Raw genomic sequence first — 16,470 nt, forward strand, 5'->3', positions numbered from 1 at the left:
CTTTCCCTCACGGGACGCCGGGGAGCGGAACCGCGGCGTCCCTCCCAAGAGCTAGAGTCTCCTCCCGTGCCAAAGGTTTCGGACCTTGCGAAGCGGCTGCTCGTCGGCCGCGCGCTCAGCAGCGCCCAGCAGCACGAACAGCTCCTCAAGAAGCGCATCGCGCTGCCGGTCTTCGCCAGCGACGCCCTTTCGTCGGTGGCCTACGCCCCGCAGGAGATCCTTCTCGCCCTCGCCGCGGGCGGCCTGGTGATGTACAGCTACACGCCGTGGGTCGCCGCGGCGGTCGTGGTGATCCTGCTGACGGTCGTCGCCTCGTACCGGCAGAACGTCCGGGCCTACCAGAGCGGCGGCGGCGACTTCGAGGTCGCCACCACCAACCTCGGCGGCAACTGGGGCGTCGTCGTCGCGAGCGCGCTGCTGGTCGACTACGTCCTCACGGTCGCGGTGTCGGTGTCGTCCGGCGTGGAGAACCTCGGCGCCCTGCTGACGTTCATGCGGCCGCACGAGGTCGCCGTCGCGATCGGCATCGTCGTGCTGCTCACGATCGGCAACCTGCGGGGCCTCAAGGAGGCCGGGGTCGCCTTCGCGATCCCCACCTACCTGTTCATGTTCGCGATCTTCAGCATGCTGGCGTGGGGCCTGGTCCGCCTGGTCGCGGGCGACGACCTGGAGGCCGAGACCGCGGGCTACGAGATCCGCGGCGACGAGACCGACCTCGCCGGGTTCGCGCTGGTCTTCCTGCTGCTGCGGGCGTTCTCGTCCGGCTGCGCCGCGCTCACCGGGGTCGAGGCCATCAGCAACGGCGTGCCCGCGTTCCGCAAGCCCAAGGGGGAGAACGCCGCGACGACGCTGCTGATGCTCGGTCTCGTCGCGATGACGATGTTCGGCGGCGTGACCGCGTTCGCCTACATCACCGACGTGAAGGTCGCCGAGCCCGACCAGGGCGCCCACCTGGTCGACCCCGGGACCGGGCGCACGGTCGAACACGCCGACCCGGTGATCGCGCAGGTCGCCCACACCGTGTTCAGCAACTTCGAGGTCGGCTTCGCGCTCGTCGCCGCGATGACCGCGCTGATCCTGTTCCTGGCCGCCAACACCGCCTTCAACGGGTTCCCGGTGCTGGGCTCGGTGCTCGCGCAGAACCGCTTCCTGCCGCGGCAGCTGCACACCCGCGGCGACCGGCTCGCCTACAGCAACGGCATCGTCATCCTCGCCACCATGGCCGGGCTGCTGATCTACGCCTACGACGCGTCCGTCAGCCGGCTGATCCCGCTCTACACCGTCGGCGTCTTCGTCTCCTTCACCGTCAGCCAGGTCGGCATGGTCCGGCACTGGAACCGGCTGCTGGCCGCCGAGAGCGACCCGGCGCAGCGCCGCCGGATGAAGACCTCCCGCGGCATCAACGCGTTCGGCGCCACCCTCACCGGCATCGTGCTGGTCGTCGTGCTGACCACCAAGTTCGCGCTCGGCGCCTACATCGTCTGCATCGCGATGCCCGTCCTGTTCCTGCTGATGAAGGGGATCAGGCGGCACTACGACCGGGTCGCCGAGGAGCTGGTGCCCTCCGGTGAGGACGTCGTGCTGCCCGCCCGCAACCACGGCATCGTGCTCGTCTCCAAGATCCACAAGCCGACGCTGCGGGCGCTCGCCTACGCCCGCGCCACCCGGCCCTCCACGCTGGAGGCGGTGACCGTGGCGGTCGACGCCGAGGAGTCGCAGCGCCTCCAGGCGGAGTGGGACGCGCTCGACATCCCCGTCCCGCTGAAGATCCTCGACTCGCCGTACCGGGAGATCACCCGCCCGGTCCTCGCCTACGTCAAGGGCGTCCGGCGCAAGAGCCCCCGCGACGTCGTCACCGTGTTCATCCCCGAGTACGTCGTCGGCCACTGGTGGGAGCAGCTCCTGCACAACCAGAGCGCCCTGCGGCTGAAGGGCCGGCTGCTCTTCCAGCCGGGCGTCATGGTGACGAGCGTCGCGTGGCAGCTGCAGTCGTCCGACCGGCTCAAGGGACGGGTCGAGCCCCCCGGGCCCGGCGCGTCGCGGCGGCCGCCGCGGACCGGGGCACGCCCCGGTGGCGGTAGTGTTTCGGACCGTGACTGATCTGGAGCCCGACGTCCTCGACCTGGAGGTCGGCAACGTCGCCAACGGCGGTTTCTGCGTCGCCCGGCACGAGGGCCGCGTGGTCTTCGTCAGGCACGCCCTGCCCGGCGAACGGGTGCGGGCCCGCGTCACCGACCGCACCAAGAACTTCCTCCGCGCCGACGCCGTGGAGATCATCAAGGCGTCCCCGGACCGTGTCGAGCCGCCGTGCCCGTTCGCCGGTCCCGGACGCTGCGGCGGCTGCGACTGGCAGCACGCCTCGCTGCCCGCGCAGCGCGCCCTCAAGGCCGCCGTGGTCGAGGAGCAGCTCGAGCGCCTCGCCGGGATCACCCGCACGGTGACCGTCGAAGAGGTCCCGTACCCGGTCGAGAGCGAAGTGCTGCCGCCGCCCGGGCTCGGCTGGCGAACCCGCGTGCAGTTCTCCGTCTCGTCGGGGGCCGTCGGCCTGCGCCGGCACCGCTCCCACGACATCGAGCCCATCGACGAATGCCTGATCGCCCACCCCGGCGTGGAGCTGATGGGCATCGAACGCAAGCGCTGGCCGGGCGCGTCCGGTGTCGAGGGCATCGTCTCCGCCACCACCGGCGACCGCCTGGTCGTGCTCCGCGGCCGTGACCGCCGCAAGATCCGGGTGCCCCGGCTGGACGTGCCGGTCCGGCTCGTCCGGGGCAAGCCCGAGCCGGGCGCCGGGCTGCCCTACGTCCGCGAAGAGGTCTCGGGACGGCTGTACCAGATCAGCGGCAGCGGTTTCTGGCAGGTTCACCCCGGCGCCGCGCAGCTCCTCGCCGACGCCGTCGCCGACGCCCTCGAACCGAAGCCGGGCGACATCGCCCTCGACCTGTACTGCGGCGTCGGCCTGTTCGCCGGCGTCCTCGCCGACCGCGTCGGGCGGGACGGGCTCGTCGTCGGCGTCGAGTCCGACGGGCAGGCCGTCCGCGACGCCCGCTTCAACCTGCGCGACCTGCCGAACGTGTCCATCGAGCGCGGCCCCGTCGAGGAGGTCGTCGCCGACCTGGAGTTCGGCCGCGCGTCCGGCGGGTCCCGCGCGCAGAACAAGCGCGGCGGCGGGAGCGCCGGTCACCGGGGCGGGGAGCGGGTCCGCCGCGCCGACCTCGTCGTCCTCGACCCGCCCCGCACGGGCGCCGGCCGCGACGTCGTCGAGCAGATCACCCGGCTCGCCGGCCGCAAGATCGCCTACGTGTCGTGCGATCCCGCCACCCTGGCCCGCGACCTGTCCTACTTCGGCGAGCGCGGCTGGACGCTGGAGTCCCTGCGCGCCTTCGACGCCTTCCCGATGACCCAGCACGTCGAATGCCTGGCCACCCTGATCCGCGGCTGACCACCGTCCGGCCGACCACCGTCCGGCCGACCACCGTCCGGCCGACCACCGTCCGGCTGACCACCGTCCGGCTGACCACCGTCCGGCCGACCACCGTCCGGAGTGGAGCGCCGTCCGGCTGACCGCCGTCCGGGGCGGAGCGCCGTCCGGAGTGGAGCGCCGGCTCTAGCGGAGGACACCGGGGGCCGCGGCCGGGGCTGGAGCCTGGGCGGAGACACGGCCGGCCACCTGGAAAACCGGGTTGCGCCGCGGCATACCGTGGACTTGTGATCGAGATCCGGGAGATTCCCGAGGCCGACGTCGACCGCATGGTCGACCTCGCGGGCATGGTGTTCCATATCCGCATCGAGAAGGACGACTACGAGCGCGACTCGTGGCGGGTCCGCCGCGCCGAGCGGATCGGCGCCTATGACGGCGAGGTCCTGGCCGGGCAGCTCGCCTCCATTCCGATGCGGCTCGCCGTCCCCGGCGCGTTCCTCGACTGCTCGGCGGTCACGTTCGTCGGCGTGCTGCCCACTCACCGGCGGCGCGGCGTCCTCACGTCCATGATGGACCGGATGCACGCCGACGCCGTCGCCGCCGGCCGTCCCGTCGCCGCGCTCTGGGCGTCCCAGGGCGTCATCTACGGCCGGTACGGCTTCGGTCTCGCGACCCGGGCGATCAGCCTGGAGGTCGACACGTCGCGGCCCCTCGGCCTGCGCACCGTCCCCGACGAGCGGCCCCTCCGGATGGTCGACGCCGCCTCCGCGCCGGGAACGCTCGACCCGATCCACGGCCGGGCGCTCGCCCGTCGCCCGGGGGGCCTGGTCCGCGACCCGGAATGGTGGACGCGGGCCGTCCTGCGCCCCGTCGGCCATGAGGCCCCGGGTTTCACCGAGCCGCGCGTCGTCGTCCATCCGGCCGGCTACGCCGTGTACCGCACCAGCGAAGAGGAAACGGTCAGGGTCGTGGATCTCGTCGCCGAAACCCCGGAGGCGGAGGCGGCGCTCTGGCGGTATCTCGCGTCGATCGACCTGACATCCCGCATCCAGGCGCCGAGCCGTCCCGTGGACGACCTGCTCCCGCACATGGCCGCAGACCCCGACCAGGTCGTCGTCAACCGCGACTACGGCGCACTCTGGCTCCGGCTGGTCGACGTCCCGGCCGCGCTGCGCTCCCGGTCCTGGGCCACCGATGACACGTTCGTCCTGGAGGTCCTCGACGACCGGATCCCGGCGAACCAGGGCCGCTGGCGCCTGACCACCGGCGCCGCCCCCGCCTGCGACCGGACGGCCGCGGCGCCGGATCTCACGCTGCCGGCCGCCGACCTGGCCGCCGTCTACCTGGGCGGCAACCGCCTGGCCACCCTGGCCCGCGTCGGCGCGGTGGCCGAGCACGCGCCGGGCGCGGCCGCACGGCTGGACGCCGCGCTGACCGTCCCGCTGGCCCCGTACATCAACGACGATTTCTGATGGCAAGATCGGTGCCGGTTGTGGACGGCGGTACTGGAGTGGCTGTGAGCGATCTGGTGGAGTTCCTGCGGGCCCGGCTCTTCGAGGACGAGGACACCGCGCGGTGGGCGGCCGACTACCGTTCCCGTCCGAACGGCGGAGCCGACCTGTCGGGGGACGAGCGGTGGCAGTGGGTCGATCCGCACACCGGGGAGCGGCTGCGGCTGGGGCGGCGGCCGATGGACCATCTGCAGAGGCCGGTTTCGCTGCGGAGCGTCAACGAGTACCCGTGGCAGAGCCGACCGGGTTTCGGGCCGCATCTCGTCCTGGACGTGTCGTTCGTGAAGGAGGGCGTCGCGTTGCACATGGCACGCCACTCGCCGGGGCGGGTGGTGGCGGAGGTGCAGGTCAAGCGGCGGCTGCTCGGAATGCACTCGCGGATGAACGGGACGGGCGTCTGCCAGGCGTGCGGCGAGCGCGTCCGGGAGGGCGGCTGCACGACGCTGCGGCTCCTCGCGATGCCGTACGCCGACCACCCGGCGTACCGGGCGGCCTGGCGGGTCTGAGGGAACTTTCCGGGCGTCACCGTCTCCAGAAGAGGACCTTGGCGCTGCCGCCCGCGACCGCGGCGTCGGCGGTGCCGTGCTGGATCAGCTGGAACCGCACCCGGTGGCCCGCCGTGACGGTGTCGGCGGCGAGCCCGTACACCAGGTGGGTGCTGTCGCCGACGGACAGGAAGTCCTGGACGGGGCCGCCCTGGTATTTGGCGGTGTCCTCCGTCTCGACCTCGATCACGCGGGCCTGGATGAGGGTGCCCGCGGGAACGCCGGTGACCGTCGCCCCCACGGAGATGCTGTAGTGGGCGGAGCCGGTCAGGACGTCCGGGCCGCCCTGGTCCCGATGCTGGCGCTCCCGGTCGGAGTACTCGTCCTCCCAGGTGACGTTCGTCCATTTTCCGGGGGCGAGGCGCTGCTCGGTGCCGGTTCCGACGGACACGTAGTCGGGCATGTCGTCTCCCTCGGGCGAGACGCCGACGCGCCACTGCCCGTAGTCGCTTGCGACGGCACGGTCGTAGTCGACGGCGGCGCCGTTGAGCGTGTGCTCGTTGGAGTACTGCTGGAGCTGGGCGCGGGCCTCCCATCGGCCGCCCGACCAGGCGTAGGTCTGCCAGCCGTAGCTGATCTTCCCGGCGTCGAACGCTCGCTTCATCGGCCCGTGGCCGGCGTAGAGGCCGACCCGCCCGCGGCCGATGACGCTCGCCGCGCCGTCGAGGTAGGCGTTGATCTCGTCCTGCTGGCCCGGGGAGGCATCCCAGTCGGCGGCGAAGTAGATCGGGCGGTCGCCGGGCATGCCGCAGGCCTCGGCCTGGCGGGCCGCGTCCCTGGCGTCGGCTTCTCCGGCGGACCGTCCGGCCAGCGGCCTGGACTTGGTGGTCTGCCAGACGACCACCAGCCAGATTCCGGCGCCGGAGAGGTCGTCGGCCTCCGCGCGGGTCAGGTTCTTGCCGGTCGTGTCGTGCGACAGGTAGCGGCACACGAACTTCACCCCGGCGCGTTTCAGCGCGGCCACGCCGGGGCGGCCCCATGAGTAGTCGACACCGAAAACGGCCACCGGTGAACTCCACGGTCGGGGGGTCGGTCATCGTCGATTCAACAGCGCGCTCCCGGGACGGCGCAGGGGATTCGGCGGAAGACGCTCCAATACGGGCGCGGAGGCCAGAGATCACTGTCTGTGACGACACACCGACATGGCGCTAGGTCGACGGCCCGGGGATCGCTAGAACGGACGTGTCCGAAAGAAACCGCAGGCCACGGGGGGCTCATTGTGATCTGGACGGGGAAGAAGCGCGGTCTCGCCTTGCTGACGGCCGTGCCGCTGCTGGGAGTCGTCCCGCTGGGGTCCGGGGCGCACGCCGATGAGGGCGTGGTGCTCCGCACGGCCGCCCCCAAGAAGGACGTGATGCCGGGGCGCACCTACGCGTGGACGTTCAAGGTGGCGGCCAAGGGCCCGGCGAAGTCCGGCAAGGCGGTGTTCCGGACGACGCTGCCGAGGTCGCTGGAGTTCGTGTCCGGTGAGAAGAACTGCACGTCCAAGAAGCGCAAGGTCGTCTGCCGCCTCGGCACAGTCAAGAAGGGGCGGAAGGTCAAGGGCGTGATCAAGGCCAAGGTGTCCGGGCGGGCCGCGGCCGGGCAGAAGATCACCTTCCGGGGGAAGGTGACGTGGGGCAAGGCGGACGCCACCCGCGGCTTCCCGGCCGTGCGCGTCGCCAAGACCGCCGACCTCGCCCTCACCGAGTCGGCCCTCGCGACGGCCCGGGCCGGCGCGACGATCCCGTAGGGGAGTCGTCCCGGAAGGCGGCCTCGCCGACCACCGGCACCCGGGATCGTCAGGGGCTCTGACCCGGTGGCCCGAGCAGCGCCGCGCAGGTAGCAGGATGGGGGCATGCGACTTCGGATCTTCACTGAGCCCCAGCAGGGGGCGACCTACGAGACACAGCTGGCGGTCGCCAAGGCGACGGAGGACCTCGGGTTCGACGCGTTCTTCCGCTCGGACCACTGGGTCAAGATGGGCGGCGTGACGGGTGAGCCGGGCCCGACCGACTCCTGGATCACCCTGGGTGCGCTGGCCAGGGAGACCAGCCGGATCAGGCTCGGCACGCTGGTGACGTCCGCGACGTTCCGCCACCCGGGGCCGCTGGCGATCTCGGTCGCCCAGGTCGACCAGATGAGCGGCGGACGGGTCGACCTCGGCATCGGGACGGGATGGTTCGAGCAGGAGCACACCGCCTACGGGATCCCGTTCCCGAGCCTGGGGGAGCGGTTCGAGAGGCTGGAGGAGCAGGTCCGGATCCTCACCGGGCTGTGGGGGACGCCCGCCGGCGAGACGTTCGCGTTCAGCGGCGAGCACTACACCCTGGCCGATTCGCCCGCGCTGCCCAAGCCCGCCCAGGCGGGCGGCCCGCCGATCATCATCGGCGGGTTCGGGTTGAAGCGGACTCCGCGGCTGGCCGCCCGGTACGCCGACGAGTACAACGTCCCGTTCAAGCTGGTGGAGGAGACGGGCGAGGCGTTCGAGCGGGTCCGCGCGGCGTGCGCGGACGCCGGCCGGACGACGCCGCCGGTCTGCTCGGCCGCGCAGGTCGTGTGCTGCGGCCGCGACGAGGCCGAGCTGAAGCGCCGCGCCGACGCCATCGGCCGGGACGTGCAGGAGCTGCGCGAGAACGGCCTGGCCGGCACGCCCGGGGAGGTGGTCGACAAGATCGGCCGGTTCGGGGAGCTGGGCGCCGAGCGCATCTACCTGCAGGTGCTCGACCTGCAGGACCTGGACCACCTGGAGCTCCTGGCCGCGGAGGTCCTCGCCAAGGTGTGACGGACGGCGAAGGCCCGCGCCCGGGGACGTCCCCCGGCCGCGGGCCTCGTCGTTTCCGTCAGACGGTCTCTTCCTCTGGACGCGCGTGCTCGGGCAGCAGGAAGGTCGCCAGGAACGTGAGGCCGAGGAGCCCGACCTCGACCCACAGCGTGATCTTCATGGCGGCGGTGAAGCCGGCCTTGGCGGAGTGCTCGCCGGCGTCCGCGACCGCCTTCTGGACGGCGGCGGCCGACTGCGGCGCGGAGGCGATGGCCGCCTGGACGCCGGTCTGGAGCCGGTGGCAGGACGCCGGCACGGCCGCGGCGTCCTTGGCGGTGGCGCGGTCGTGTCCGCAGGCGCGCAGGCCGTCCACGACGCGGTCGCGCTGTGCGGCGGGGACGGACGCGGCGGCGAGGTCTTCGCGCAGCCCGGCGGCTCCGTCGTCCGCCGCGGCCGTCACGTGGCCGCCCAGCAGGCCGAAGAAGATCGTCCCGAGGACGGCCGCGCCGAACGCGGCGCCGAGCTGCTGGACCGCGGTGAGCGTCCCGCCCGCCGAGCCGGTCTCCTCGGGGTCGACGCCCGCGAGGACGGTGTCGAAGAACGGCGCCATGAGCATGCCCATGCCGAGCCCGGTCACCGTCAGGGCGGGGACGATCTGCCAGGGCGTGACGTCGATGCCGGCGTACTGCAGCGTGGCGAAGAGCCCAGCGATGCCGGCGGCCATGGTGAGTGTGCCTCCGTGGATGACCTTGCGGCCGAAGCGCCGCAGGCCCTGCGCGACGCCGAACCCGATGACGATGCCGACCGACCAGGGGATCTGTGCGAGACCGGCCTTGAGCGCGGAGAATCCGAGACCCATCTGGAGGAACAGGGCCAGCACCAGCGCGAACCCCGCCATGCCGGAGAAGAACACCAGGCCGACGACCAGGCCGCCGGTGAAGCCGCGCTTGCGGAACAGGCTCGGGACGATGAGCGGGTCGCCGCCGGCGCGCTGCTTGCGGGTCTCGTACCAGGTGAACACGGCCCAGACGGCGAGCGAGGCGGCCATCATCAGGAACGTCCAGGCGGGCCAGTCGTGCTCGCGGCCCTGCACCAGCGGGTAGATCAGCAGCCCGGCGCCGAGGGACGCGAGCGCCGCGCCGGTGAGGTCGAGGCGGGAGGCGTGCTCGGAACGTCCGGCGGGAAGGAACTTCAGGCCGGCCACGACGGCGGCGGCGCCGAACGGCAGATTGATCAGAAAGATCATCCGCCAGCCGGTGCCGAAGAGGTCGGCGCCGATCAGCCAGCCGGCCAGCACCGGGCCGCCGACCGACGCCAGCCCCATCACCGGCCCGAACAGGCCGAACGCGGCGCCCATCTCCTTAGGCCCGAACATCTGCTTGATCATCCCGATGCCCTGCGGCAGCATGAGCGCCCCGAACAGACCCTGGGTGACGCGGGCGCCGACCAGCATTCCGGGGGAGACCGCGACGCCGCACAGCAGCGAGGCGAGCGTGAACCCGGCCGCGCCGACGAGGAACATCCGCCGCCGCCCGTAGAGGTCGCCGAGCCGGCCGCCGGTGATCAGGCCGACCGCCATGGCCAGGGTGTAACCGGCGGCGAGCCACTGGACGGTGGCGGCCGATCCGCCGAGTTCGGCGCGGATCGTGGGGGCCGCGATGTTGGTGATCAGCGCGTCCAGCATGTCCATGATCTCGGCGGCCAGGATCACGAACCGACGCCGCCCGGACGCCGGCCCCGCAAGGCCGCACCGCCGAAGCATCCGCTCAGCCAGGAGGCCATCGTCGAGACGGCGATCGGCGTCCTGGACGCGGAGGGGCTGGAAGCCGTCACCATGCGGCGGGTCGCCCAGGAGCTGGGCACCGGTCCCGCGTCCCTCTACGCCCACGTCTCCGGCAAGGACGAGCTGCGCGAGCTGATGCTCGACCGGGTCGCGGCCGAGATCAGGCTCCCCGTTCCCGACCCGGAGCGCTGGCAGGAGCAGCTGAAGGACCTGGCACGCGAGATCCGCCGCGTCTACATCTCGCACCGCGACATCGCGATGGTGTCGATGGGGCTCATCCCCACCGGCCCCCACCTGCTGGACGTCGCCGAGTCACAGCTCGCGCTCATGCGGGCCGGCGGCGTTCCGAAGGAGATCGCCGGCATGGCCGTCGACACGCTCGGCATGTTCCTCGACGCCGATGCCGTCGAAGGGACGATCTACTACGCGAAGGCGCCCGCCGGCGAAGACCCGCACGCGTACTTCGAGGAGTACTTCGGGCAGTTCAAGGAGTACTTCGCCGCCCTGCCCCGCGATCGCTATCCGGTCCTCTCCGGAATGGTGCGGGAGCTCACGGACGCCGACGACGACGGCCGGTTCGAGTTCGGGCTCGACCTCATCGTCCGGGGCATCGCCTCCTACGTCGAGGAGCCGCCCCCGGCCTGACCGGTCAGGAGAAGACGCGCTCGAACGCGGTGCGGCTCGGGGCGCCCTTGGCGGTGTCCCACACCGCGAAGACGACGTGCTCGAATCGTCCGGCGAACTCCCCGCCCGGACGCAGCGGCTCGGCGAACGCCTCCGCGACCTCCGCCGGGTCGTTGCGGAACACGCCGCAGCCCCACGCGCCCAGCACCAGCCGGTCGTGCCCGTTGGCCAGCGCCACGGCGAGAAGCTTGCGGGCGCGCAGACGGAGCACCCCGGGAATCCGCTCCGCCGTCTCGGCGTCACGGATCGCGCCGCGGTTGGGGGCCGGGGACGTCAGGAACGCGACGTCGTACGGCTCCTCCAGCAGCCGTCCGTCGTCGTCCCGGAACACCGGCACGTCCGGCGAGTAGATCATGTGGTCGCTGTAGAGGAGGTCGCGCTGGGCGCGGTGGAAGTCGTAGAACTCCCTGGCCGACAGCAGTGACGTGTACAGGCCGGACGAGCGCGCCAGCCCCTCCTCCTGGGCGTGCGCTCCGTTGAGGAAACCTCCGCCCGGGTTCTTCGCGGACGCGAAGTTGAGCGCGAACGGGGCCGTCCTCTCGCCGCACAGCCGGCGCGCGGCGGCGAGGGTCGTCTCGCCGGTGACCTCGATGCGCGTCTCGGCGGAGGCTCCGGCGGGAAGCCGCTTGAGGAGTGCGTTCAGCTCGTCCGGCCGGTAAAGGACGGTGCCCTCGACGGTACGGGCGAAGCCGTCCGCGACCTGGACGGTGCGGCCGGAAGGCGCCGTGTAGCCGCCGCGTTCGAGGATGGTCACGGTCTCCTGCGCGGTCATACGGCGTGGATGTCTGCTCATGTCGCCCCAGATTGTGCTGGTCCCGCGAACCCGTCCGCAAACCCTTTTAAGATCATTTTCTGCCATGCTGGCGGGCCATGCGGTCCACACGATCACGGGACGGAGCCCGTCCCGGCGCGATGCCCGACCTCGATCGGGAGTTCGAGCGGGCTCGGCGGGCGCGGGTACGCGGCATGATCACCGGGGTCACCGCGCTCGTCCTGGTGCTCGGGCTCGGCGGGGCGCTCGCCTGGTTCCGCCTCCCGGGTGCGGAGCCGTCGCGCGGCACGTCCGCCGCCGGCCGCCCCGGTCAGGGGAGCGATGCCAGGGTGGAGGAGGAGCCGTCCGACCCGCCGCTCGTCAAGCCGAAGCGCAGCCCGTTCATCCCGGCCAAGGGGTCGGGGAAGTTCCATCGTCCGGCCACGAGCGGCAAAGTGCACGGGCACGGCAAGCTGATGCGCTACATGGTCGAAGTCGAGGGCGGCCTCAAACAGAGCCCCGAGGCGTTCGCGAAGGGCGTCGACGACATCCTCGCGGACCCGCGCGGATGGACGGCCGGCGGCAAGTGGGCGTTCAAGCGCGTCGACTCGGGCCCGTACGACTTCGTGGTGAAGCTGGCCTCGCCCGGCACCGTCGACAAGATCTGCGGCGCCTACGGGATGACGACCGAGGGCAAGGTGAACTGCGCCGCGGGCAAGCAGGTCGTCGTCAACCTCAAGCGCTGGCTGCTGCTCACCACCTACTACAAGGGCCAGCCCGAGCACTACCACGCGCTGACGATCAACCACGAGGTCGGTCACCGCCTCGGATTCGGCCACATGACGTGTTCCGGACGCGGACGTCTCGCGCCCGTCATGCAACAGCAGATCTTCGGGCTCAAGGGCTGCCGCGTCAACGGCTGGCCGTACGACCGGAAGGGGCGGTTCATCAAGGGGCCGTCCGTTCCCTGAGCCCTCGCCCCGAAAAAGGATGTGGGGCATCCGGCGGGGTCCGCCAGACTTGGGGCGTGCTTCTGACGATCAAGACCACCATGGGCCAGGCGACCGACCTGGGGTTCCTCCTGCACAAGCACCCCGACCGGGTGCAGAGGTTCGAGCAGTCCTTCGGCACGGCGCACGTCTTCTACCCCGACGCCGGCGAGCGGCAGTGCACGGCGGCGCTGCTGATGGACGTCGATCCGGTCAAGCTCGTGCGCACGCGCGGCAGAGGCACGCCGGACTTCTCCCTGGGCCAGTACGTGAACGACCGCCCGTACGCGGCGTCCTCGCTGCTGGCGTCCGCGATGGCGAACGTGTTCCGCACCGCCATGCGCGGACGGTGCGACTTGCGTCCCGAACTGGCGGCGACGCCGATTCCGCTCGAAATCGTCCTGCCGGCCCTTCCGTGCCGTGGTGGGGCCCGGCAGGCCGAGCGGTTCTTCGAGCCGCTGGGCTGGGACGTCTCGGCCGTGCCCGTTCCGCTCGACCCGGAGTTCGCCCAGTGGGGCGACTCCCGGTACGTGACGCTCACGCTCACCGGGACGGTGCGGCTCGCCGACGCGCTCAACCAGCTGTACGTGCTGCTGCCCGTCCTGGACGACGCCAAGCATTACTGGATGGCTCCTGACGAGGTGGACAAGCTCATCCGCGCGGGGGAGGGCTGGCTGGCCGCGCACCCGGACCGCGGGGCCATCACCCGCCGCTATCTCGCCAACCGGCGCGGTCTCGTCCGCACGGCGCTGGGCCGCCTCGCCGACGCCGAGGACGCGCCCGACGAGGCCCTCGACCCCGCGGAGGTCGAGGAGGAGCCGGCGGCGGAGGAGACGGAGGAGAAGTCCGTCTCGCTGGCCGAACGCCGTCTCCAGTCGGTCGTGCAGGAGCTGCGCGACGAGAACGCCCGGCGCGTCATCGACCTTGGCTGCGGCTCAGGGAAACTGCTCACGCGACTCGCCAAGGACGACTTCTTCAGCGAGATCTCCGGTTCGGACGTCTCACACCGCGCCCTCAGCCACGCGTGGCGGCGGCTCCGCTGGGACAAGCAGCCGCGCCGGGAGAACGACCGCGTCCAGGACGTCTTCCAGGGCGCGCTGACCTACGCCGACGAACGGTTCCGCGGCTATGAGGCGGCCGTGCTGATGGAGGTCATCGAGCACATCGACACGCCGCGCCTCGGAGCCGTGGAACGGGTGGTGTTCGGGCACGCCTCGCCCCGCGTGGTGGTCGTGACGACCCCGAACGCCGAGCACAACGTCCGCTACGAGGGGCTGGCGCCGGGGGCCATGCGCCACCCAGACCACCGGTTCGAATGGACGCGGGCCGAGTTCCGCGCGTGGGCCGGCCGGGTCGCCGCCGCGCACGGCTACCGCGTCCGGTACGTGCCGGTCGGCGACGACGATCCCGAGGTCGGCGCACCGACGCAGATGGGGGTGTTCACACGATGACCGAGATCAAGCTCCCGGACATGGGACTCGTCGTGCTGGTCGGCGTGACCGGCTCGGGCAAGTCGCATTTCGCGCGCAAGCACTTCAAGCCGACGCAGGTGGTGTCGTCCGACTACTGCCGCGGGGTCGTGTCGGACGACGAGAACGACCAGTCCGCCACCGGCGACGCCTTCGACCTGCTGCACTACATCGTGGCCAAGCGGCTGCGGCGCGGCCTGCTGACCGTGGTGGACGCGACGAACGTGCAGAGCAGGGCGCGGCAGTCGCTGCTGCAGATCGCCAAGGACCACGACGTGCGGTCCGTCGCGATCGTGCTGGACGTCCCCGAGAGCGTCGCCGCCGAACGCAACGCCGCCCGCCCGGACCGGGACCTGCCCGCGCACGTGATCCCGCGGCAGCGCCGCGAGCTGCGGCGCGGCCTGCGGACGCTGGCACGCGAGTTCCGCCGGTTCCACGTGCTGAACGGCGTCGAGGAGATCGACGCCGCCACGATCACCTACGAGAAGGCGTGGAACGACAGGCGCGAGCTGACCGGGCCGTTCGACATCATCGGCGACGTGCACGGCTGCCGCGCCGAACTGGAGGACCTCCTCGCCGACCTCGGCTACGAGATCGACCGGGACGCGCAGGGACGCGCCGCGGGGGCGAACCACCCCGGCGGGCGCACCGCCGTGTTCGTCGGGGACCTCGTCGACCGCGGCCCCGACTCGCCGGGCGTGCTGCGCCTGGTGATGGGCATGGTGGCCGCCGGCGACGCGCTCTGCGTGTCCGGCAACCACGAGGCGAAGCTCGTGCGCGCGCTGCGCGGCCGCAAGGTGCGCCTCGCGCACGGGCTCGCCGAGTCGATGGAGCAGCTCTCCGCGGAAACGGAAGAATTCCGCGACGCGGCGCTGAGCTTCATGGACGGCCTCATCAGCCACTACGTCCTGGACGGCGGCCGTCTCGTCGTGGCCCACGCCGGCCTGAAGGAGGACTACCACGGCCGCGCGTCCGGACGGGTGCGGTCGTTCGCGCTCTACGGCGACACCACCGGGGAGACCGACGAGTACGGGCTGCCCGTCCGCTATCCGTGGGCGCGCGACTACCGGGGCAAGGCCATGGTCGTGTACGGGCACACGCCCGTCCCCGAAGCGGAGTGGATCAACAACACGATCTGCCTGGACACCGGCGCGGTGTTCGGCGGGAAGCTGACCGCGCTGCGCTATCCGGAACGCGAGCTGGAGTCCGTCCCCGCGCGGCAGGTCTGGTACGAGCCGACCCGTCCGCTGGAGGCGCCGGCCGGTTCCTCCAGCGCGGGCGGGCACAGGGAGAGCGAGGTCCTCAAAATCGAGGACGTGTTCGGCAACCAGGGCGTCGAGACCCGCCTGATGGGCCGCGTCGCCGTCCGCGAGGAGAACGCCCTGGCCGCGCTTGAGGTGATGAGCCGGTTCGCCGTGGACCCGCGGTGGCTCGTCTACCTGCCGCCCACCATGGCCCCTGCGGAGACGTCGTCACTGCCCGGATACCTGGAGCACCCGGCCGAGGCCCTAGCCGCGTACCGGGACAAGGGCGTCGTCCGCGCGGTGTGCGAGGAGAAGCACATGGGCTCGCGGGCCGTGGTGGTCGTCTGCCGCGACGCGTCCGTCGCCGCCGACCGCTTCGGCGTGGCCGACGGGACGACCGGCGCCGTGTACACCCGCACCGGACGGTCCTTCTTCAGGGACGCGTCGCGCACGGCGGAGGTCCTGGACCGGCTCCGCGGCGCGATCGGCGCCGCCGGGCTCTGGGACGAGCTGGAAACCGGATGGCTCGTCATCGACAGCGAGCTGATGCCGTGGTCGGCCAAGGCCATGGACCTCATCCGCACGCAGTACGCGGCGACCGGCGCGGCCGCCCGCGCCGCCCTGCCGATGGCCGCCGACGTTCTCGCGCGCGCGGACGAACGCGGCCTCGACCTCGGTGGTCTCCGTGAGCGGGTCGACCGGCGTGCCGCGAACGCGTCCCGCTTCCGGGACGCCTACGCGCGGTACTGCTGGACGGTGGACGGGCTGAGCGGGCTCCGGCTCGCGCCGTTCCAGATCCTCGCGGGAGAGGGCCGCAACTGGGCCGTCGAACGCGACCACGAGTGGCACATGGCCGTGGCCGGGCGGCTGGCGGACGGCGACCCGACCGGGCTCGTCCAGCGGACGGGTTCGGTGACCGCCGACCTGAACGCCGCGGAGTCGGAGGCCGCCGTCACCGAGTGGTGGGAGAAGCTCACCGCCGCCGGCGGCGAGGGCATGGTCGTCAAGCCGCTGGGGCCGTTCCCGGAGGACCGGCGGATCCAGCCCGGCGTCAAGTGCCGCGGCCCGGAGTATCTGCGCATCATCTACGGCCCGGACTACGCCGAGCCGGAGAACCTCGACCGGCTGCGCGGCAGGTCGCTCGGCCGCAAGCGCTCACTGGCGATGCGGGAGCACGCGCTCGGCGTCGAGGCGCTCGACCGGCTCACCGGCGGTGAACCGCTGTGGCGGGTCCACCAGGCCGTCTTCGCCGTCCTGGCGCTCGAATCCGAACCCGTCGACCCGCGTCTGTGACCGGGCGGCCAAGGGCTGCGGCCGTGTGGCCCGTGCCCAT

Annotated in this window: 13 protein-coding genes; 10 read left to right on the top strand and 3 right to left on the bottom strand. The window is 72.1% G+C overall.

Annotation, left to right across the window (positions count from 1 at the left end; all coding sequences use genetic code 11):
- The first annotated feature begins 66 nt into the window (after positions 1-66).
- From AB0C35_RS21445 to AB0C35_RS21460, 4 genes are all read left to right on the top strand, one after another.
- Positions 67-2,100 carry an APC family permease gene (locus AB0C35_RS21445; protein ID WP_358458406.1) on the top strand — a complete coding sequence of 678 codons (2,034 nt, stop codon included), beginning with the start codon at positions 67-69 and terminating at the stop codon, positions 2,098-2,100.
- Entirely contained in the window at positions 2,093-3,439 is a 1,347-nt protein-coding gene (locus AB0C35_RS21450; protein WP_358458408.1) for a class I SAM-dependent RNA methyltransferase, read from the top strand. Before AB0C35_RS21445 ends, AB0C35_RS21450 begins: the two co-directional genes overlap by 8 nt.
- 266 nt (positions 3,440-3,705) lie before the next feature.
- Positions 3,706-4,890, top strand: coding sequence for a GNAT family N-acetyltransferase (locus AB0C35_RS21455; protein ID WP_358458410.1), 1,185 nt, complete (start codon positions 3,706-3,708; stop codon positions 4,888-4,890).
- 44 nt (positions 4,891-4,934) lie between these two features.
- Positions 4,935-5,435: a DUF6221 family protein gene (locus tag AB0C35_RS21460; RefSeq protein ID WP_358458412.1), complete on the top strand. Its 501-nt coding sequence runs from the start codon at positions 4,935-4,937 to the stop codon at positions 5,433-5,435.
- 16 nt (positions 5,436-5,451) lie between these two features.
- Here AB0C35_RS21460 and AB0C35_RS21465 read toward each other — a convergent pair whose 3' ends face one another.
- Complete coding sequence (locus AB0C35_RS21465; RefSeq protein ID WP_358458414.1) at positions 5,452-6,480, bottom strand: glycoside hydrolase domain-containing protein; 1,029 nt, start codon at positions 6,478-6,480, stop codon at positions 5,452-5,454.
- Between the two features lie 213 nt (positions 6,481-6,693).
- Between AB0C35_RS21465 and AB0C35_RS21470 the strand changes: the two genes are divergently transcribed.
- On the top strand, positions 6,694-7,206 hold the full coding sequence (locus AB0C35_RS21470; RefSeq protein WP_358458416.1) for a hypothetical protein: 513 nt from the start codon (positions 6,694-6,696) through the stop codon (positions 7,204-7,206).
- Between the two features lie 105 nt (positions 7,207-7,311).
- Complete coding sequence (locus AB0C35_RS21475) at positions 7,312-8,238, top strand: LLM class F420-dependent oxidoreductase (RefSeq protein ID WP_358458418.1); 927 nt, start codon at positions 7,312-7,314, stop codon at positions 8,236-8,238.
- A 58-nt stretch (positions 8,239-8,296) separates the two neighbouring features.
- On the opposite strand, the gene AB0C35_RS21480 is transcribed toward AB0C35_RS21475, so the two are convergent.
- The gene (locus AB0C35_RS21480) at positions 8,297-9,928 is read right to left on the bottom strand and encodes a DHA2 family efflux MFS transporter permease subunit (RefSeq protein ID WP_358458465.1); all 1,632 of its coding nucleotides are present in this window, start codon (positions 9,926-9,928) and stop codon (positions 8,297-8,299) included.
- A 69-nt stretch (positions 9,929-9,997) separates the two neighbouring features.
- Here AB0C35_RS21480 and AB0C35_RS21485 point away from each other — a divergent pair, with 69 nt between their 5' ends.
- Positions 9,998-10,645, top strand: coding sequence for a TetR/AcrR family transcriptional regulator (locus AB0C35_RS21485; protein ID WP_358458466.1), 648 nt, complete (start codon positions 9,998-10,000; stop codon positions 10,643-10,645).
- A gap of 4 nt (positions 10,646-10,649) precedes the next feature.
- Here the strand turns inward: AB0C35_RS21485 and AB0C35_RS21490 are convergent, their stop codons facing one another.
- Positions 10,650-11,477: a TIGR02452 family protein gene (locus AB0C35_RS21490; protein ID WP_358458420.1), complete on the bottom strand. Its 828-nt coding sequence runs from the start codon at positions 11,475-11,477 to the stop codon at positions 10,650-10,652.
- Between the two features lie 77 nt (positions 11,478-11,554).
- Here AB0C35_RS21490 and AB0C35_RS21495 point away from each other — a divergent pair, with 77 nt between their 5' ends.
- Genes AB0C35_RS21495 through AB0C35_RS21505 form a run of 3 tightly spaced genes read left to right on the top strand, consistent with a single transcriptional unit; the run spans position 11,555 to position 16,430 of the window.
- The gene (locus tag AB0C35_RS21495) at positions 11,555-12,406 is read left to right on the top strand and encodes a DUF3152 domain-containing protein (protein ID WP_358458422.1); all 852 of its coding nucleotides are present in this window, start codon (positions 11,555-11,557) and stop codon (positions 12,404-12,406) included.
- A 56-nt stretch (positions 12,407-12,462) separates the two neighbouring features.
- The gene (locus tag AB0C35_RS21500; RefSeq protein ID WP_358458424.1) at positions 12,463-13,875 is read left to right on the top strand and encodes a 3' terminal RNA ribose 2'-O-methyltransferase Hen1; all 1,413 of its coding nucleotides are present in this window, start codon (positions 12,463-12,465) and stop codon (positions 13,873-13,875) included.
- Positions 13,872-16,430, top strand: a complete 2,559-nt coding sequence (locus AB0C35_RS21505) for a polynucleotide kinase-phosphatase (RefSeq protein ID WP_358458425.1) — start codon at positions 13,872-13,874, stop codon at positions 16,428-16,430. Before AB0C35_RS21500 ends, AB0C35_RS21505 begins: the two co-directional genes overlap by 4 nt.
- The last annotated feature ends 40 nt before the right edge of the window (positions 16,431-16,470 follow it).

This window comes from Spirillospora sp. NPDC048819 (genome assembly GCF_040650055.1).
Lineage (GTDB): Bacteria > Actinomycetota > Actinomycetes > Streptosporangiales > Streptosporangiaceae > Spirillospora.